The following is a 20672-nucleotide window of genomic DNA, read 5'->3' as shown; positions in this document are numbered from 1 at the left end:
TCTCCTCAATCCCATTGCGGCTTGCCTTCGAGCTTGTGGACAACCACGTAGGTGTCCCGGTCGGAGGCGGGCGGGCCATAATCATTGAAGCGATACGAATGCTGTGCGTAGCCGCCGGCGATCAATACCGGCTTCAGGCGCATCCGGGTCACGCTGTTCGTGCCTCCGCCCCGGCGGTGGTTCCGGGTCGGAGATTTCGGAAAAGCGATGGTGCGTTCGGGCGCGTGATAGAAAATGCACAGCCCGCGCGGAATCCGGGCGCTGACGACGGCTCGGGTGACGATGACGCCGTTGTCGTTTAAAGCCTCGACCCAGTCGTTATCCTCCACGCCGATTTCGCGCGCGTCTTTGTCGTTCAGCCAGAAAGGCTCGACGCCCCGCGAAAGGGTGAGCATACGGAGGTCGTCGTAATAGGTGGAATGGATGTGCCACTTCCCGTGCGGTGTGATGCAGCCGAGCACCAGCGATCGCGGTCCGGCCGGAGTTTTGACCAGGCTCAGGGTGTTTTCCATGCTGATCCGCGGCTTGAACGTCGGGAAGGATTCACCAAAGGCGAGATAGGCTTCGTGATCAAGGTAGAAGTGCTGACGGCCGCTGAGCGTCCGCCAGGGGACAAGGCGCTCCACGTTCATTGCATATCCCGTGTAAGCCCTGCCGTTGTTGACAATCCCCGACCAGCACGGGCTGGTCAGAATGCGCCGAGGCTGGCGAATCAAGTCATCAAAGCTATACCGGATTTGGCGCTGGCCTTCCGCGAGGTCGGCAAGCCGAAGCCCGACTTCGCGTTCCCTTGCCTTGAAGCCGCGATAGGCCATCTCGCCGTTGGTTTCCGGAGCGAAGAAGAGTATGGCGTTGGCTGCGTCCCGCGCATCGGCCAGCGAGGGATACTTGTTCGCATTCCACTCATAGGCTGGGACAGTCTTCGCAAACTCGTCATAGAGTTCACCAACCGGGATTTCGATGCCGTGGTCCTCCAGGCCGTGCTGCTTGATTCCCGGCCCGAGCGAATTAAACTTGTGAAACAAGTTGGCGTAGTCGCGTTCCACCACATGAATGTGGGGCATGGTCCGGCCAGGCACGGGTTTGCACTCGCCCTTGGACCAATCCAGTACCCTCGGCTGCGCAATCTCGTCCGGCGTGTCGTGAAGCAATGGCGTCATGACCACGTCGAAGAATGGCTTCGGGAAGTGCGCTCGCGCGAGTTCGCTGGTCTTCTCCGCGAGGCCCCGGAAAATGTCCCAGTCGCTTTTCGATTCCCAGCAAGGAGGCACCGCCGCGCCCAGCGGATGAATATACGAATGCAGATCGGTTGTGTTCAGGTCGTCTTTTTCATACCAGCTCGCGGAGGGAAGAACAATATCGGAGTAAAGCGCGGAGGTGTCCATACGGAAATTCAGGTCCACCACCAGATCGAGCTTGCCCTGGAGCGGGGCGTCGCGCCATTTGATTTCCCGAACAACATCGTGCGCCACTTCATCGGCAATGGCGTTACTGTGGGTCCCAAGATAGTGCCGGAGAAAATATTCGTGCCCCTTTGCGCTGGTGTGCAGCGCGTTCGCTCGCCAGATCAGCCACACTCGCGGCCAGTTCTCAGGCGAATCAGGGTCCTCGACAGAGAAATGAATTTTACCGGAGCGCAACTGCTCCGCCACCCATTCGCTGACTTCCTTGCTGGTCGTCTTGCCTTCTGCCCCAGCTTCGCGGGCAAGTTCGATGGGATTGCGATTGAATTGCGGATAGAAGGGCAGCCACCCCATGCGAACGGCAGCGGCCTCAAGGTCCATAAAGTGTTCGCGAGCAAACGGGCCGTCCTGGGGATGAAAATCCGGGAAAGACCCTTCGTACCGCCACTGGTTGCTGTGGACATAATGGAACGAGGGCCCGTTCTGTAAACGAGGCGGGCGGCTCCAGTCGAGCGCCATGGCCAGTGTGCTCCAGGAGGCCGCCGGCGTTACCTTTTCCTGGCCCGTATAATGATTCAGTCCGCCCCCGTTCACACCCACGCACCCGCAGAGCATCAGCGTCGTGATGCCCGCGCGGTAGTTCAGATTGGCGTGATACCAATGATTGACGCCCGACCCGACGATGATCGTGCACTTTCCCTTTGTCTTTTCCGCCGTGGTGGCGAATTCCCGGGCGAGTTGAACAACCGTCTCTCGCCCGACCCCACTGAATTTTTCCTGCCAGGCTGGCGTATACGCCATGCCCTCATCGTCGTAACTTGACGGATACTCGCCCGAGAGCCCCCGGGGGACCCCAAATTGGGCCATCAACAAGTCAAAAACCGTGGCAACCGGAATAACGCCTTCGGTGGTCTGAAGGTTGCGAACTGGCACACCGCGCTCGAACGTCTGGTCGGCGCCGAAGTCGAGGAATTTCACCTGAACGACTTCGTCGTGTTGCCCCAGCAGGCTGAGTTGCGGGTTTATTTCCGATCCGTCCAGAGCGTCTTTCAGTTCCAGGTTCCACTTGCCCTTTTGCGACTGCCAGCGGAAGCCAATCGCTCCCTGCGGCATTCGCGGCTCTCCACTGGGCCCGTCGAGAACCAGCAGTTTCCATTCGCCGTTTTCCGCCTCTTGATACCTTTCGAGCTCCTGCGCGCGAAGAAATCCCGCCGCGGTGTAAGCATTCCCGGCCTTTTCGAGCCTGACCAGGAATGGAGCGTCCGAAAAGCGCTTTAAGTAATCCACAAAATAAGGGACCTGGCGGTCAACGTAGAATTCCTTCAGGACCACATGGTTCACCGCCATCCAGAGCGCCCCGTCCATACCCGCATTTACCGGAATCCACCAATCCGCATGCTTCGACACCTGGCTGAAGTCAGGCGAGAAGACAACAAGCTTCGCCCCATGATGCCGGGCCTCGACCACGAAATGGGCATCCGGCGTGCGCGTCATGTTCAGGTTACTGCCTTCGGCCACGATGTATTTGCTGTTGAACCAGTCGGCGCTTTCGGCCACGTCGGTTTTCTCGCCCCAAACCTCGGGCGATGCGGGTGGAAAATCGGCGTAGAGATCATAAAAACTCAAGAGCACGCCGCCGAAAAGCTGAAGAAATCGCGAACCTGCCGCGTAACTCAACATGGACATGGCGGGAATGGGCGAAAAGCCAATCACGCGGTCGGGGCCATATTTTTTCGCCGTGTAAATCATGGACGCGGCGATGATTTCGAGGCTTTCATCCCAGCTGGCCCGGCGGAATCCGCCTTTGCCCCGCGCCGCCTGATATTTGCCGCGCATCTCTTCGTTCTCAACAATCGAGGCCCAGGCTTCGACGGGGTCCTGATGCCTTGCGCGCGCTTCGCGCCAAAAGTCCATCAGCACGCCGCGCAGATAGGGATACTTGATACGGAGGGGGCTATAGATGTACCAGGAATAGACGATCCCGCGCTGGCACCCGCGAGGTTCATAAAGCGGCAGGCCGGTTTCGAGCTTGGGGTAATCGAGCGCCTGCATTTCCCAGGTGACGATTCCGTTCTTGACGTAAACCATCCACGAGCACCCGCCCGTGCAATTCACACCGTGCGTGCTGCGGACTACCTTGTCGTGCTGCCAGCGGTTCCGGTAGAACTCCTCCCAGAGGCGCGTCTCGGGATTCATGATGTCTTTGATCCAGCTCATGTTTCGGACTCTCCCTGAGTGCGAGCTTTTTCCAGCAGCCTCTCTCTTACCGACCGCAAGCGGTCGCGCCAGACAAATCGCGTAATCACCAGCAGAGCGCAAAACCCGAGAAAGCCCGCCAGCGCCACGACCGCGGTATTCGAGCGCGGCTGGGGCTCGGCTGAAGCCTCCTGGAAAAAGGTCAGCAAATCGGACTGTTCCTCCGGCGTCAGCGGACGACGATCGTAAATGGCTGTCATCGCCGGGAAGAACAGCGTCTTCAGGGCTGCGGCTGTGCCTTCGGGGCCGAGTTTGCGATAGGCAGGGGTGAGGTTGGGCCCCAGCGTTCCGCCGCTGGGAAAGGCGAGACCCGCGATACTGTGGCAGGAGGAGCACGGCGGCCCGCCATTTCGAAAACGAACCTGGCCGGCAAAGAGCACTTTGCCGCGGCCTACCGAGCCAAGGGGGAGCGTTTCCTCCGTTAGAGCTGGTGACTGAACGTTTGCTGACGGGGCGGGAGGTTGGGCCTGGACTCCCCAGAGAGGCGAAAGGGCCGAGGCCAGCACGACGATTTCCATCGCCAGGACCGGCCATCGCACAAGGGCTGCAGCGCTTACCGCACGTTTGCCGTCGGACGTGGCCGCGCCGAGAGACACTTGAGTGCGTGAATAACGCATCGCATCGCGATGCATTTTCACGCCGATTCTCTCGATTGTCGGCCTATACATCCTTTTCACCCTGCTCTCTTGATCCTTCCATTTTATGGCGTCGCCAAGTGGATCGCAACGAAAGCTTTCGGTACTTCACTCCAGATATCCCTTGACGGCTGCAACCGGGCTGACCGCGACAGCTTTCCGGAACGAGCGAACCAGCGAATCCGCCAGCCCCGCGAACGTCAAAAGCCAGGCGGCCAAAGCGATGTAGATGAAATACCTCGGAATCAGAAATAAAAATGGTAGGTTGACTGCTTCCGCCAGGCGATACGTACAGGCGGTGTACATGCCGAGCGGGAAGACCGCCCCCCAGAAAAGCGGGTCGTAAGCAAGCTTGAATTTCTTATAGACGTGCCGCCAGAAACCAAGGATGAAAAGCATGGGAATCCACCACGTTGCCGTGGCCCAGAAAAGCACAGTAAGGCCCTTGAGAAACGGCAGGAGGCTGGCGAGAAACGGCGCTTGATCTGCGTTCAGGACCAGCAAAGCTCCCGCCAAAGTCGAAATCGCCATCGCGCCCATGTTGATCCAATAGGGCGGCATCAAGTCGGAGGGCAAGAACTTGAAAAACGTGTACCTGTAGAAAATCAGCGAGATCAGCCAAATGTAAAGCATCCCGCCACAGAGCCAGAAGGCGAGCGAGACGAAAAGGACCAGATCGTGATGGCCCGCAAAAGCGGGCAGGAGCAATGTTGCCAGCGCCGAGACCGCCTGCGTTGCCACGACTGTGACAAGCCAACCGCCGTTGATTCCCCGGTCGAGAGACGGTTTTTGTTCTTTGACGGTATAAGCCGTGAACACGCTATAGGTGAACAGCGCCCATAACACCAGCGACAAAACCCAAAGGACCTCCGCCACACGGTAACGGTTGAAAATTACGATGAGCTGGCTCCCCAGGATGCCGGTGGCGGCGACCAGCGTGAAGTATCCGACACCACGATTGTGGTCAATCAAATCCGCAAACATCTCGCGAGGAAAACAGGCCAGCCGGACAATCGTCAGACACCAGAGGACGATGTATGCTGCAACGTTAATCCGCGCCAGGACCCGGCCAAAGGGCCCCATGCCCAGGAGGTGCAATGCAATGGCTATGATCCCGGTGGCCATCACCATCGCAAAGTAGGCCGGATTGAGCCATCGAATGCTGTCGCGAAGATGCTGCCAGGCCGCTACCACCGATGGCAATCCCTTCATATCAGTCGCCTCCCAATCCGAGGGGGGCCGTCCGCACCTGCTCGAAACCTGGGGCCGTGCGCGCTCATTAGAGACAATCCTGCCACAGAGCAGCGCACCGGCCAAGGCTTGCCGCGGGTCTTCACACCTTGGCCATCTGGACGCGCCAAACTTCCGGCCCCTGTTCGAGATAGTCGTACTTGAATTTTCCTTTCTGGATGAAGTCCAGCTCGAAAAGGACCGGTTTCGGATCATGATCTGCCACCAGTATAAAGGCCTGGCCGGGCCGTAGCGCGTTATAAGTCCTGAAAATGAGCGGGTGCCTCTGGATGTGCCTGACCTCCCGCACATCAAGGGTTGAAGTAATTTCTGGGGCCGCGTTCGCTGTGCTCATAATGCTCCTTTTCGAGTTATTGGGGAAGTCAAGAACCGTATGCCCGAGGTCACACAGGCCAACCTGGCACGGTGGTTGCCTCCCTTTGTCCCAGTCCATGTTGAGTGCGCGCGGCCGGACCAGATATGACCAAAGTCACAGTGAACGTGACAAAAGTCATTGGCGCCGCTTGGGACGCGGTCCTAACCTGCTTGTGTGGGGTGGCATCCTCGGGGACGAGAATGTTGGGCGCCGCTCCAGGCAAACTCTGGCGGTGATGTGCACCAATTCAGGCGTGCGGCCGTTGCCAAATTTGGGAAGGAATATGACCAGGAAAATCGAACCATCAACCAGCGTCGCGGAAATTATCCGGTTTTGCCCTTCGGCCAGAAAAGTCTTTGATCGCCACGGGCTGCATGGCTGCGGCGGCGACCACGGTCCGGCGGAGCCCCTGGAGTTTTTCGCCAGGGTCCATGAGGTGGACCTCGAAGCGTTGCTTCAGGATCTGAATGCGGAGATGTCCATATCTTCGGGGCCCTACGTCTATCACGAGACTCTGGCGGATTATATTTATCGCCGCTTCTTCAAGGCGGGAATCGCCATTGTGCTCAGCCTGGGCGCAACGTGGGGGGTTATTTCACTCATGCGGATTTCGCTTGGCAAGACGCTGCTTCAAACCGCGCTCCTGCCCGCCATTCACGCCCATGCCCATGCGATGATTTTCGGATGGGTCGGTCTGTTCGTGATGGGCTTTGCATACCAGTCTTTTCCGCGATTTAAGAACACGACCCTGTGGCGGCCCGAGTTGGCGAACTGCACGCTCTACCTGATGCTGGGCGGAATCCTGCTACGCGCGGCTGCCGATATGTTACAACACGGGCCGTGGGCGCTTGGCTTGGGCGGGATTTCAATCGCCGCAGAAGTAACAGCCATCGCCCTATTCATAACAATTATCCTCAGGACTTCGCGGCAATCCATTGGTCCGCACAATCCGTACGAAACCTTTATCGTTGCGGCACTCGCCTGGTTTTTGGTCCAGGCGATTTTCGACGGGTACTTTTTCTTCGCAGAAGCGACTGCGGTTGACCTTAATCAGACAATCTTCCGCACGGCGCTTCTGGATGGGCCGCTGCGGGACATTCAGTTGTTCGGCTTCGCGGCGCTGATCACGGCCGGAGTCAGCCAGCGATTTGTGCCCGTTGTCTATGGCCTTGGCCGGCCGCGGCGCGACCGACAGAGACTCATTTTCTGGCTCATTAACGGCAGCCTGTTGCTCGATGTCGCAAGCTACCTGGCTTTGTTTCTGACGGGGAACATCGTTTGGGGCGTTGCGCTCGAGCTCGCTTATGTTCTGATGGCTTCGTGGGCCGTGTTGCTTGTGGTTCAATTGCGAATCTTCACGCCCACCACCCAGCCTGACCGAAGCTGGAAATTCATTCGCGCCGCGTACGTATGGCTGCTGGTTGCCATGCTCATGCTGCCTTTTCTCATGCCCTACGGCCTCTGGACCGGCCAGGGCTTCTCCCACGCCTTTTGGGGTGCGCACCTTCACGCCTTTACGGTGGGCTTTCTCAGCATGATGATCGTCGGTGTTTCGTCCCGTGTTGTTCCGATCCTGGCTGGAACTGACTCGAGACAACTGACCGCCCTGTGGGGACCTTTTGTACTGCTCAACGCCGGCTGCGCAGGGCGCGTCCTGCTACAAATCCTTACGGACTGGAATCCCGCCATCGCATACTCCTTTATCGGCATCACGGGAGTGATGGAGCTTAGCGCGCTGGCATGGTGGGGCGTCGGATTGTGGCGCGTAATGAACCTGGCGAAAGTTCACCGCCAAAGCGTCCTGAGATCGCCAGCGCCCCTGGCCGTTAGATGAGATAAGCTCGCGCACTGCGGCAATGGCATCGGATCGTGAGCCCCACACGGCACTCTCCACAACGTGCCTGGACAACGGTTGCCGCGCGCCGAATCTATCGTCGGTATTGGGCCGGCGATTACCATCAAAGTCCCACGGTGATTCCAAGTGGATGGATGGCGCAATCCGGGCAGCCGCCGCGAAGGCCCGAGACCGGGAATCAGAGGAATCTTAGAGGGGCTTCGTCACACCACCACTCGCAAGGAGCGGGTCAGCAGGAATACCGGCGCCGCATGTAATTCAAAATGTTGGCAGAGACGACGTATGGTGCGCAGGGGGAATTATGTTCGCACGACAAAGCAGAAGCGCGTGTCCTGTCCAAACCACTGGACATAGTTTGAGACCCAGGCGTTATTAAAGACGCTGAAGTGAAACGTCCGGCTCAAGCATTGTTGTGGACTGGGGCGACGGCTGGCAATTAAGATATGAGAATCCTCATGTGCGCTCTGGGCATTGTTGCACCGGACTGTACAGCGGGGGCATTTGAAGGCGAAAGGTGCGGGAATGACTTCGGGTGGGAGTCTCCGCGCGAAGAGCTTTCGGTTGTGAGTTCGCCATGGCGAAGCCAACCATCATAACCGTAGACGACGATGCCGAAGTCCTGCTCGCCGTTGAGCGTGACTTGCGACGGCGGTATGCCGGCCGCTACCGCGTCCTGCGCGCAGATTCCGGGACGACAGCCCTCGAGAGCCTTCGTAGCCTCAAACAGCGGGACGACTCTGTAGGGCTGCTGCTGGCAGACCAGCGGATGCCGCGAATGACGGGCGTGGAGTTTCTGAGCGAGGCCATGAAGCTTTTCCCGGATGCTAAGCGGGTGCTTCTCACAGCCTACGCTGATACTGAGGCGGCAATTCGGGCAATTAATGAAGCTGAAGTTCATCACTACCTGCTGAAGCCTTGGGACCCTCCGGATGAGCACCTTTACCCTGTGATTGACGACCTTCTGGATGATTGGCAGGCGCGAGCTCGTCCCCGCTTCGAAGGTGTTCGGGTCCTCGGCACACGCTGGTCATCGCACGCATACGCCCTGAGGGATTTCTTAGCCCGCAATCAGGCACCCTACCGCTGGCTTGATGTGGAGACGGCGGAACGCGACCCGGAGGTGCGCCGGCTGCGAGAAGCTTCGGGAGCCGAGGCATCCAACCTGCCGATGGTGTTTTTTCCCGATGGGTCCTCACTGGCTGCTCCCGGCACGGCAGACCTCGCCGAGAAACTTGGGTTGCGGGTGCGGCCGGAAATGGCGTTCTACGACCTTGTGATCGTCGGGGGCGGTCCGGCAGGGCTGGCGGCGGCGGTTTACGGCGCTTCGGAAGGTCTGCGTACGGTGATGATTGAAATGGAAGCGCCTGGAGGCCAGGCCGGGATGAGTTCCCGAATTGAGAACTACCTGGGCTTTCCCTCCGGCCTCAGTGGTGGTGACCTGGCCCGGCGCGCCGTGACCCAGGCACGGCGATTCGGGGTGGAAATCCTCGCGCCGCAGCACGCTATTGGCGCTCGCGCAGAAGGCTCGACCCGAACCGTCAAACTGGCCGACGGCAGCGCGCTTGGTTGTAAAGCGTTGCTGATCGCCACCGGTGTTTCCTACCGCTGGCTGGACGTGCCGGGCGCCGCGCAACTGCAGGGGCGCGGCCTCTACTACGGATCAGCTATGACCGAGGCCGTGTCGTGCAAGGACGAAGATGTTTATATCATAGGCGGTGCAAATTCCGCCGGCCAGGCTGCAATGCATTTTTCCAAGTATGCGCGGCGTGTAGTGATGCTGGTGCGTCGGCCATCTCTATCCGCAACGATGTCCCGGTACCTGATTGACCAGATCAAGCGGACCCCCAAGATCGAAGTGGAAACGGGCACGCGCGTTGTGGAAGTCCACGGCGGGGAGCGGCTGGAAGCGATCTCAATTCACTGCGAGGATAGCAATGAGACCAGCCGCGTGCCCGCAAATTCGCTCTACGTTTTCATCGGCGCCGAGCCTCGCACGGACTGGCTGGCTGGTGTCGTCGAGCGCGACCCGCGCGGATTTATTTTTACCGGCGCCGACCTTTTGAGTGACGGAAAGCCTCCCCGCGGATGGCCGCTGGAGCGTGACCCGTACTGGATGGAAACGAGCGTGCCAGGCATCTTCGCGGCGGGGGATGTCCGCCACGGTTCGGTGAAGCGGGTTGCGTCCGGGGTGGGCGAAGGCTCTATTGCGGTCCAATTCATTCACCAATACCTGAATGTGGTGTGAAATGGCGGAACACTTGAACACGGAAAATAGCAGGCGCCTGATGGATGACTTGCGCAAGGTCGAAATCTTTTCCGACTTGCCCGAAGAGGCCCTCGGTTGGCTGGCTGAGAAATTTGAAGAGGCCTACCTCCGGCCCGGCGAGGTTTTCATTCAGGTAGGCGATCCCGCCGAAACGCTTTTCGTCATTCTTGAGGGAGAAATCCGGTTTCAACTCAGTGGCGGGCCCGATTCACCCGTTTACAGAGTCACCGCCGGGAATGTCACCGGGTTGCTGCCTTATTCCCGGATGACGCAGTACCGGGGTACCGGCCAGGCCGTTTTGGCAACGCGCGGCCTGCTGCTTCACAAACATTATTTTCCCGAGATGTTGCAACGCATCCCCCAGCTCGGCGAACGTTTCGTGGGCCTTCTGGCTGATCGCATCCGTGAGACGACTCGCGTAGAAACCCAGCGCGACAAGCTTGTAGCACTTGGTAAACTTTCAGCAGGTCTCGCGCATGAGTTGAACAATCCAGCGGCAGCGGCGCAGCGGGCGACGGCAAGCCTTCGCGAAACGCTCGAGACCGTTCGCGATGCCAGCATCAGGCTTGCGCGGCATGCCCTGTCCCCGGAGGAACGTGAAACCATCCTCCGCTTTGAGCGTGAAGCGGGCGAACATAAGCCGCCGATCCCCCTTGACCCTCTGGCGCAAAGCGATCGCGAGGAACAGATCGTTAGCTGGCTTGAAAGGCGGCAGGTACCTGATGCCTGGAAGATAGCTCCAGTGCTCGCTGACGTAGGGGTAGAAGTCCCGAGGCTGGAAAGCCTGGCTGCCGAGGTGAGTGAAGATGTCCTGAACGACGCGCTCATTCGCATGAGTTCGCTGATCAGCGTTGTTAGGCTGATTGGCGAGATTGAAAACAGCACCAGGCGCATTTCTGAACTGGTTCGGGCAGTTAAAGAGTACTCCCACATGGACCGGCCCGCCATGGAGGAGACTGATGTGCACCAGGGCTTGGAGAATACGCTGACGATACTGGGCCACCAGATCAAACGCGGCATCCATGTCGTCCGTGAATACGACAAGGGCCTTCCGCGGGTTTGTGCCTACGGGGGACAGCTCAACCAGATTTGGACAAATCTGATCGACAACGCCATAGAAGCCATGCACGGCCAGGGTGAACTTCGAGTGCGGACAGCCGGTGATATTGACCGCATCCTGGTGGAGATCTGCGACAACGGCCCTGGAATCCCGGTCGACGTGCTACCTCACATCTTTGATCCTTTCTTTACCACCAAAGGTGTTGGGGAGGGAACTGGTCTCGGGCTCGACACCGCTTGCAGAATTGTGAGGAACCACCACGGTGAAATCCGTGTTTCCTCGCGGCCCGGTGACACTCGGTTCCAGGTTTATCTACCCGTTGCGCAGCCGAAAGAGCCCGTTACCGAAGTGTGATGGCGAGCTACGGTCCGGGATCTGTTCTCGCCTGACGGATCGGGAAATGTGCCGCAAGAGAGGCACCCGCGTAAAGAACGCGATTTGCCTGAAGCACCAATTGAAGTGCTCCCCCATGTTTTGACTCATTTGAAATATTGAAGGATCAGCAGGGTCTCATCGTCACGCTGGGGTTGGCCACTGCGGAAGGTCTGGAGAGCCGGCGGCATGGCCGCCGCAAGTTCAAGATTGGGGCGGCAGGCTAGCGCACCCCCGCAAGCAGCAGGTCCCTGACGAATTCCCGACGCTTCACGGTTATAACTCCGCAAGTATGATTTGCTCTGACCGAAAAAACAGGCGGGCAACACCGCCCGGCGGCCATCAGTATAGTTGAGATCTGGCTGGTTTGCACGAAGGGCTTGTTCCTCGCTTGCACCGTAGCGCCGTGGTATTGACCGGGCACGAAATGCGGGCCTGGTTGTTGCATTGTTGTGGGCTGCCGGCTGGCATTTATGATATGGAAATCCTCCTGTGCGCTGTGGAGGGTGTGCGAGGGCAATGGCCTGCTCGAACCGAATTATAAAGCAGAAAGTTCCGCTTTCTGGCCGTTTCGAGCGGCGAGACTTCTTGGAATGCCGCCAAGCCACACTCGATCAATCTCGATGCTGTCCCACCCTTCCGGGAGCGTGGCCGGATACTTGGCCCATCCCGGAGCAGTCGCGCGAATTCCCGTAAATCCGACCATGGCGGTCTGGAGTAACGAACCAAAGTTGGTAATGAAGCAGGCGTAGTCTTCACTGGGGGCTTCTTTGATCATCCCATACGGCTCGACCCATACATTCTGCCAGGACTTGCGATAGAGTGTTGCGGCCGCGCTGCGGTCACCGAAAAACGCGGCCGTTGCAGCAACGGCGTCCAGGGCGAAGCCTATCCCCTGCGGCCGCTCCGCACGAAGTTTCGCTTCATATTCATAAGTGTTCTTCAGCAACGACTGTACGAGTGGCGGATCATGGACGGTGAGCATAGCCATGTTGCCCAGGGAATAGTTCGGCCCTTGGGGAGGATGGTCGTAAGGCAGGACGATGTTTCGAGCTTTGTCAATCGGGATCACAATCGAGCGCGCGATCGCGGCCCAGGCGGCCGGCGGCTTCGCTCCCACCAGCCCGGCGCAGCGCACAGCGGCTTCCATCACCATCCGGCAGATCACGTTCATATAGGAGTTGTTGTTGACGTTCTCAACTCCTTCGTCCGGACCCATGATGTTCTGGATTTCGAATCCTCTGGAGGTGCGCACGCTCCGGCTTTCAATCCATTCGGCAACAGCGCGAAGCACGGGCCACGTTCCATCGCGGAGAAATTCCTCGTCAGCCGTCGCCATCTGATATTCCCAGAAACCCAGCGCGACATCCGGCGTAATGTGCTGCTCTTCCCAGCCGGTGCCGGCGAAAGCAGGGGTCACGTCGGCGCCGTCAATGGGACTTGCTTCCCAGGGGAATTGCGCGCCACGATAGCCGTATAACGCGGCCAGCCGCCGCGCATTTTCAAGGCCCCGCAGCCTGAACTCAAGCAATGACTTCGCCGTGGCTGGCGCCGCCAGCGTGATCGGAAGCAGAGACCACGTCTCCGTATCCCAAAAACTGTGCCCGCAGTAATAGTCAAATTGCGAAAGTCCGAAAGGCGCCATGCCGTTCTTGTTCGAGGGATGAAGGCTCGAATGAAGATAGAAGAAGGCTGAATCGAGAACACGCTGCGAGCCGGAGTCACGGTAAACTTTCACGCGGGATTGCCAAAGGCTGCTCCAGTGCTCGCGATTCTGCCGGCGCAGCCGGTCAAATCCCAGCATAGCTCCCCATTTCGCCTGGCGAATGGCTTCCTGCTCCGGCTCGGGCTGGTAGAAGTCTGAAACCATTGCAGCAATGGTGGGAAAGCGATAGACCTGCCCGGCTTTTGCATCCAGGCTGAAGCCCGCAGCGAAAGACGCGCGGCCTGTTACCTGCACGCCACGGTTCTTGAAATCTTCGCCAACCGGAACCGTGACAGCCACGCCAAGTTTGCTCAATCCCCCCTGGCTGAGGTAACCGGCGGCAAGATCGATCTCGGTGCTTTCGGGCGGCCGGGTGCTGTAGATGGAGCCGGTGAACTCAGCGGCGTCAATGCACGCGTGGACCTCGACCTTCGCGTCCGACGAAACGGAAAACGTGCTCATCTGGCATAGGAGAGACGGCACAGCTCGGCAGGCGAACTGCAAAACGTTCAAACGAAGCGTAACGCCGTTCGGAGGCATGAATACGATTTGCGTGAGCAGTTCGCCGCTGGCCATGTCCAAGGTCTGTTGCTCAACCTTAACAAGTTCGGGGTGCTTCAGCAGGCTGACGTCATTGACTCGAAAGTCCGTCGCAAGCGGGTAGGGTGCGGGTGAAAGGCTCACAACTTTGTATTGAATGTTGGCGTAAACGAACCCGTTCACCATTGTCTTGGCGGGAACCAGCGGATTCGGCCCCGGGCGGATGCCGATAAGCCCGTTACTCAGATAGGCAGAGTAGAACTTTTCAGAGAAGTTCTTGACCACAATCCGCGGAATGGGTCCCGGAGCCGTTCCGGCAGATGACGCCTGGCCGGAATTCAGCATGGGCGCCGAGCCTCCAAGCAGTTTCGGCGCCCCCGATGACAATCCTGCCAGTATTCCCATGTCCTTCATGAATGAGCGTCTGGAAATGGCCATTGCCTATTCTCCTCCCGGGCATTCAGTATACGAATTCAGATGGAGTGCCGGCCGGGCTGCGCCGCGAGGACAGCCGGAACGGGATCTTCACCGGGCTACTTGCCGCATGACGAGTTTATTTGCTGAAGTCACGCGGACGTCGTAGATTTTTCCTCGCGATTTAATTCCCCGCAATTCCAGCGACTGCCATGTCGGCGGCAGGAGCGGCGGGTACCGGGCTTCCAGCCCGTTGTCTGTGAAGCGCAAGCCGGTAAAACCGAAAATGACCTGTTGCAGAAAAGCGCCCTCTGCCGTCAGAAACACCGCACGTCCGTTGCCTGGCGTCTCCGTCATTGCCTCAAATGGCGGCTGCGCGTAAGACCGGATCATTGATAGAAACAGCTTGTAAGCCAGATCGCATTTGCCAAGTTCTGAGGCCACAATCGAATAAAAGTTGCCCAGCATGCCAACTTCATAACCCGGTTTCCCAAAGTTCTTGAGGCAGGCATCGAGATCGTTCTGCTCGACGGCGCCGGGGAAATTCAATCCCAGCGGATACGTGAGCAGGATCAGCGCGTGAGCATACTTACCTTCCTCATCACCCGAATGTTCCAGATGCACCTGCCGCTTTGAATCAAAGGGTATGACGAGTTTTTGGCTCGCGCGAGACCACTCGGGATCGGGAGTTTCACCCAGCAGGCGAGCTGCTTCTGTTGCGGCCTCCAGAGTGCGCTGCGCGATGGCGTTCGTGTAGGCGTCATTGTTTACGTCGGTGATGGCTTCGTTCGGCCCCGTCACATGGAGAATTTGAAAACGCCCCTGCTGCCGGTCATAAGTCGCGCGGCTGGCCCAGAAATCAGCTACGGCCTTTATGACGGGGTAGCCGTGCTTGCGAAGCCAGTTGAGGTCGCCCGTCGCCTGGTAGTAACGCCACTGCGCCATGGCGACGTCACCCGTCACGTGAATTTCACTGCTCCATTCCGGCGCGGCTTCCTGCCCCGAACCCGCAGACTCCATGGGGTAAAGAGCGCCGCGATAGCCGCGGATTTTCGCATTCTGTTCGGCGGCCGCAAGCCGCTCCCCACGAAAGGCGACGATGGGGCGGGCCAGCTCCGGATGGAGCGCCAGAATGCCGGGGAAGATCCAGGTGTCAGCATCCCACCAGATGCGCCCCAGGTAGGCGCGTGACGGCAGCGACATGGCTGGAACGCTCGAGTGTGCGCCCGCTCTCAATTCCGACAAGAGGTAATACATCGCCGCGTGCACAGCCCGCTGCGCCTCCACATCCCCGTGAATCACAATGTCGGTGCGCCACAGGTCCTGCCAAGCCTTCTGGTGCTGTGTGAGGATTTCGCCGAACCCCATGTCCTCCGCTTCCCTGGCAAGCGCGTGCGCCTGGGAATCTGGCGCCGGCGAGTCGAGCGAGGACGCCACGGCGACGAATTTGGTGAATGTGTAGGTCTGCCCTTTTTGGACGATAAACTTGACGTTGAGAGCGGGCTTCCTCAGGTCCGAGGAAAAGCCGAGGTTGACCTGATGAACCGGCGGCAGGTTTGAAGGAAGCGCGACGCGGACGGCTTCTGTCACCTGGATTTTCCTGTCGCGTGTTTGGCAAGCGACAGCGAAACCCTGCCGGTCGCTGTCTGCGCGCGCCTCGCGAATCGGGATCGCCCCCGGCAGTTCAGCCCCTTCCCAGACAAAAGGCGGACCGGTTTCGCCTCCCACTGGGAAAGAGAAAGTGACCGGTCCCGCTTCGACTCCGTAATCCGGAGTCAGTTCGATCTGAACCACTCCCAGGTGCGAATTTCGCCGGCTCAGGAACTCTTCGATGTTGACGTGCGTGCGGTGATTTGCATCCACCCAGTCAAAGCGGGTGGTCAGCACGCCACTGTGCATGTCAAGCGTCTGAAGATACCCCTGCATTTGAATCGAATCAGCCGGGATTTGGTCGAGCCAGTGCGAACCGTTCCAATAGTCGAAATTGTTCCACGACGGAATCAATGCCTGATAGGAGTAGGAATTCTGTTCGAGGTGGTCATAGAGTCCTGCCAGCGTCGCCTCTGCCGCGGAAGTTCCATTCCACCGCGTCGCGGCAGACAGGTAGCCATTCCCGAGCAGAGTTGGCAGGTAATTCGAAAAAGTATGAGTCGAAAACTGAAAAGAATCGAGGAAGGCCGTCGGATGCCCGGCCGCTTCAGAAGTTTCGGAAGGCGCATTGGCGGCACGGAGCGGCGCGAGCAAGATCATGAACAGGACCAGAATTCCAGTCAGCCTCCTGCGCCGTGACTTCGCGAGCAACTTCTGAGACACGTCTCCCTGTGTCATCCTGCAATTCTCTCGATGCCAGGCATTATTGTAAAGGGGCCTCGCTTGCGCAAGGCCCCTTCTTTTTTGGGTCCAGGGTGCTACCAGGTTATGTGCAAACCGAACTGCATGTTTCGCATGGGGGCTTGCACGTCGGTAATCAGTCCAGCCGTAGGAGTGTCAATGTTGGTGTTGCTGGGGTTGGCCAGGTTGGTGTTGTTGAACGCGTTGAATGCGTCCCACCGGAATTTCGCCTTGACGCGCTCGGTCACGTTGAAGCTCTTCGACAGCGACATGTCGAAAGTAAACCAGTTCGGCCCTTTGATGGCGTTGCGGCCGGCATCTCCGAACAGGAACGGCCCCGGAACCGCAAACGCCGCGGGATTGAACCATTGGTTCCTGTCATGAGGCGTTCCGGCCAGAGGATCTCCGATCTGGTCCGGTCGCGTGCTCATGTCAGAATTCAACGACGCGTTGCTGGCCAGGGTGGCGTTCAGGGGCGAGCCAGCTTGCCACGTGGTGAATCCACTCCACTCCCACCCGGAAATCAGTTGGCTCAACACACCGCTGGCATTGGAAGCGAAAGGCTGGCCTTTGCCAAAAGGCAGGAAGTACGAATGCCCGATGGTGAGAACGTTGGAACGATTGAAGGTGGCCGGTCCGTAATCAAGCCCGATGTTGTACTGGTTGGTTGGCGTGCCAAACTCTCCAAAGTTCAAAGCCTTCTGCCAGGTGTAGTTGGCGATGAAGGAGTAATTCTTCGAGAACCTCTTTTGAACTTGCGCCTGGAAAGCATTGTAGTTGCTGCTTACGCAATCGCACTTGTCGAAGATGGTCTGCGTAATTCCGAAGAGGTTGAAATAGGGTCGGCGAGGGTTGAGTAGACCCGGCCCTGGGATCGCCGAGTTCATGTTCCAGCCTGAGTTCAGGTTCCGTCCCAGGTTCCCCACGTAGCCAACTTCCACTGAAATATCTTTTGGAAGCTGATGTTCAACCGTGAAGTTGTAGGAATCGACGTAGGGAATCTTCTGGTTGGCAGGAATGTAGGGGGTGCCAATCCCGTCGGGCAGAGGAATGACCCCTGTCGGTGGGATCGTGGGAAAAACTGGTAACGGCGGCGCCGTACCGATGGACGGAGTCGCAGACACCGCCCCGGGATTCGTGAATTGGGCAGGGAAGAATTCAGAGGCAGGGTTGATCTGCTGGTTCACAATCGACGGGTAGATGTCCGCCGCCAGGTTGTTAAACGTCCAGCCGAATGTTCCCTGGTAATAGCTTCGGCCAAACCCCGTCCGAATCACGGTGTTGGGCCTCAGGGCGTAGGCGATCGCGAAGCGAGGGCTGAAGTTGGCCCACTGAGTCTGCCCGTTGGCACTGTTGGAATTTCCACCAATGCCCGGTATGAAAACAAGATTGTTCGAGATTTCATACCGGCCGCCCTGGCCCGCGTGGAGAGAAGTATCCGGGAACCACGTGTCCCACCGCACTCCGTAACTCAGCGTCAGCTTGTGCGTGGCGCGCCAAGTGTCTTGCACGTAGTAGAACATCCGCTTCTGCCTGTCCTGCTGGTTGGTTGAAACTTGGGCAAACCGCTGGAAGGAACTGGGATCGCCCAGAAGGAAGCTGGCAAGACCCGAACCGGCGCTGGTATCGGCGGCGGAAGCCGTCACGCTGGGATTGAAGTTATACACGCCCGCCCGATGGTTGTCGCTCGGGAGACGCAGGTTCTGGGCCGCCTGGATTTCAGCGCCCCATTTGACGGTGTGGTTGCCCGTCATCTTGGTCCAATCTGTGACCCACTGGAAAACGTTTTCTTTCTGGTCCAGAGGGCAGTTGCACCGGTAGCCCATGATAAACGCGCCGGTGCCGTTGATGTTGAGATTGGGCAAGCCTCCGCTCCCAGACAGCGTCGCCAGGTTGATGCCCGGAATACCCACTTGCTCCGCGAGGTTCTGGCTGATGTCAAGGGGAAATTCATTGATCCGATAACGGTTGGCGCCAAACCGGAAGTCACCGAGCAGCGTCGGACTGAAAACGTAGTTGATGCCGAGCGTGCCGTTCAGCAGCAAGGCGTTCGATTGCCCCTGGTACATATTGACGCCAGACGGAGAAATCGAAGGTCCGCCGTAGAGCCCGAAGGCGCCAGGGGAGACGACCGTCACCCCAGCGTAGCTGAAGGTCCCAAAGTAATTCAGTTTGCTGTTTACGTAGTGGTCGACGCGAAGGTCAAACTGATTGGTGTTGAAATTGTTCACTCCGGAGACAAAGTAGTTGGGATCCGCTCCAGTCGCGCCTGGAACATTGGGCAATGGCAGAAAATTGAGCAGAGCAGCCGCCTGTGAGGCGATCCTGTTCTGCGGGATGGAAGCATTCGTGAAAAGCGTGCGCCCGCTCCCGCTGGCATTGCCAGTTGTGGGGTCGTAAATTCTCACTCCCAGACCGCTCAGGTCCCCGTTGCGCTCAGCCGCTGTTGGAACGCGTGTGAGGACTGACCCGCCCAGGTTTTGCCGGCTGAGTTGGGCGTCACCGAAAAAGAAAAGCTTGTCCTTCATGATCGGCCCGCCGATTGATCCTCCAAATTGGTTGAACCTCAATTCAGGAACGCCCCTGTGGTCGGGCGCCGGAGTACCCGGGGCATGAAGCCCTTGTGTAAACGGATCGCGCGCCTGGAACACGTTGTTCTGGAGATATTCAAACGCTGAGCCGTGGAACTCGTTGCTGCCGCTTCTGGTCTGCACCTGAATCACAGATCCGCCCGCCTGGCTGAACTCAGCGTCATAGTTGGAAGTTGTCACCTTGACTTCCTGAATGGAATCGAGGGGAGGATTGATCAGGGAGATGCCCAGCACTGCATCGTTGTTTGACATCCCGTTGATCATGAAATTATTGGCGCTGTACTCCTGGCCGTTCGTGTTCACCAGAATGTCGTTGCCCGGGTTCTCGTTAACCGGATGCTGAAAGTTATTTCTGACCGTGCCCGGCAACAGCAACTCAAATGCCGTGAAATTTCGTCCTGAGATCGGAAGACTTTGGATCATGTTTGAACTTAGCCTGGTGGTGACCTCAGCACTCGTTGTATCCACCAAAGGCGGAGCGCCGGTCACCTCCACTTGCTGCGTCACGACCCCAACCGTGAGACTCAAATTGAAGGGTGTGGACGTTCCCACAGCTACCGTGACGTTGTTTTGAACTGCGGTTTGAAATCCATTTTTCGTGATAGTTACCGAGTAGGTTCCCGGCAGCAGACGCAACACCGAATAGTTGCCGGATTCGCCTGTCTGCGCCGTTGTGGTGATTCCCGTCGCAATGTTTGTTGCCTTCACTTCAGCGCCTGGGACTGCGGCACCCGTAGGATCCGTCACAGTCCCGATAATGTTTCCTGTCGTTGCTGCCTGGCCGAATGCCAGTTGCGCAGAAGCTAAACAAATGAAGGTTGTGATCACTAGAGCAAAAACTCCCAATTTCGTTTTCACGCTCACTAAAAACCTCCTCGATTTAGACACACTTCTCCTCCAACGCTTAAAGCGGTCAGTGAACTCCTTAGTTTTCATTTCACAAATTGCTTATGCCATCATGCGATATACCTTCCAAGGTTATATCCATTGAAAACCGTCCTGCCGGCCCTTGGGGATAGTTCGTGCATTGGTATTGCATGTTGCCGCCTGTAGAAGATGATGGTCAAAAGTGGCGTTCAGCCATTGCTGCTGAGATGGCTGTTTTTGAGCGGGTGCGCGGATATTTCTTTACAAGCCAGTATTCGCACCGCCTTTGCCGAATTCAGCGCTTTCGTCTTTCCCTGATGACCGTAATTCAAGCCACCGGGCAGCCGCTCGAGCGGGCGTATCCGGCACAACAGGGGCCGGTCGAGACTCCTTCCCGACCCTAAGATTCCCGACGCATATCCTTTCGATGTTTCGTCCAGTCTGGAGGTTGCAACAAATATTTATCCTGTTCAAAACCAGCAATTCGGCGCGAACTTATTTGAAGGCATATTATTTGAAGGCATATAATAGGTAATGAGACGTGGCAAAGGAACGGGCAAGGGCTCGCCTCTCGTGGCGGAATTGAAGCTCTGCCTCCTGCTCTGGAAATGGACCGAGGGGACTATTGTGCACAACTGATCGATTTTACGTGTCACGTTGTGCAAGGCACTGCCTTGCACTCATTGCAGTTATCTTGGTGCTCGGAGCGGTGAAGGCTTCCGCTAGCGATAACGCGCAGATCTCAAGCCTGTTCCAGAAATACAAAGTCAA

General features: G+C 58.0%; 10 protein-coding genes. 3 read left to right on the top strand and 7 right to left on the bottom strand.

All coding sequences use genetic code 11. The features are described 5' to 3' along the window. Positions 1–5: 5 nt before the first annotated feature. The 4 genes from VFQ24_02885 to VFQ24_02870 form a co-directional block, all read right to left on the bottom strand. Complete coding sequence (locus VFQ24_02885) at positions 6–3620, bottom strand: nitrate reductase subunit alpha (protein HET9177282.1); 3615 nt, start codon at positions 3618–3620, stop codon at positions 6–8. Continuing rightward, positions 3617–4327: a hypothetical protein gene (locus VFQ24_02880; protein ID HET9177281.1), complete on the bottom strand. Its 711-nt coding sequence runs from the start codon at positions 4325–4327 to the stop codon at positions 3617–3619. The genes VFQ24_02885 and VFQ24_02880 overlap by 4 nt, the downstream gene beginning before the upstream one ends. 75 nt (positions 4328–4402) lie before the next feature. After that, positions 4403–5506, bottom strand: a complete 1104-nt coding sequence (locus tag VFQ24_02875; GenBank protein ID HET9177280.1) for a tellurite resistance/C4-dicarboxylate transporter family protein — start codon at positions 5504–5506, stop codon at positions 4403–4405. A gap of 121 nt (positions 5507–5627) precedes the next feature. Further along, on the bottom strand, positions 5628–5879 hold the full coding sequence (locus tag VFQ24_02870) for a DUF2249 domain-containing protein (protein ID HET9177279.1): 252 nt from the start codon (positions 5877–5879) through the stop codon (positions 5628–5630). Positions 5880–6183: 304 nt separating this feature from the next. On the opposite strand from VFQ24_02870, the gene VFQ24_02865 reads away from it, so the two are divergent. From VFQ24_02865 to VFQ24_02855, 3 genes are all read left to right on the top strand, one after another. Beyond that, positions 6184–7734, top strand: coding sequence for an NnrS family protein (locus VFQ24_02865; protein HET9177278.1), 1551 nt, complete (start codon positions 6184–6186; stop codon positions 7732–7734). A gap of 595 nt (positions 7735–8329) precedes the next feature. Beyond that, on the top strand, positions 8330–10000 hold the full coding sequence (locus tag VFQ24_02860; protein ID HET9177277.1) for an FAD-dependent oxidoreductase: 1671 nt from the start codon (positions 8330–8332) through the stop codon (positions 9998–10000). Position 10001: 1 nt separating this feature from the next. Continuing rightward, positions 10002–11435, top strand: a complete 1434-nt coding sequence (locus VFQ24_02855; protein HET9177276.1) for an ATP-binding protein — start codon at positions 10002–10004, stop codon at positions 11433–11435. 556 nt (positions 11436–11991) lie between these two features. On the opposite strand, the gene VFQ24_02850 is transcribed toward VFQ24_02855, so the two are convergent. The 3 genes from VFQ24_02850 to VFQ24_02840 form a co-directional block, all read right to left on the bottom strand. Next, entirely contained in the window at positions 11992–14136 is a 2145-nt protein-coding gene (locus tag VFQ24_02850; protein ID HET9177275.1) for a hypothetical protein, read from the bottom strand. 87 nt (positions 14137–14223) lie between these two features. Beyond that, complete coding sequence (locus tag VFQ24_02845) at positions 14224–16440, bottom strand: hypothetical protein (protein ID HET9177274.1); 2217 nt, start codon at positions 16438–16440, stop codon at positions 14224–14226. An 80-nt stretch (positions 16441–16520) separates the two neighbouring features. Beyond that, positions 16521–19892, bottom strand: coding sequence for a carboxypeptidase regulatory-like domain-containing protein (locus tag VFQ24_02840; GenBank protein ID HET9177273.1), 3372 nt, complete (start codon positions 19890–19892; stop codon positions 16521–16523). Positions 19893–20672 lie beyond the last annotated feature (780 nt).

The sequence above is a fragment of the Terriglobia bacterium genome, from assembly GCA_035712365.1.
GTDB lineage: Bacteria > Acidobacteriota > Terriglobia > UBA7540 > UBA7540 > SCRD01.
The sequence above is the reverse complement of the archived record's forward strand: the minus strand, read 5'-3'. Positions and strand labels throughout refer to the sequence as shown.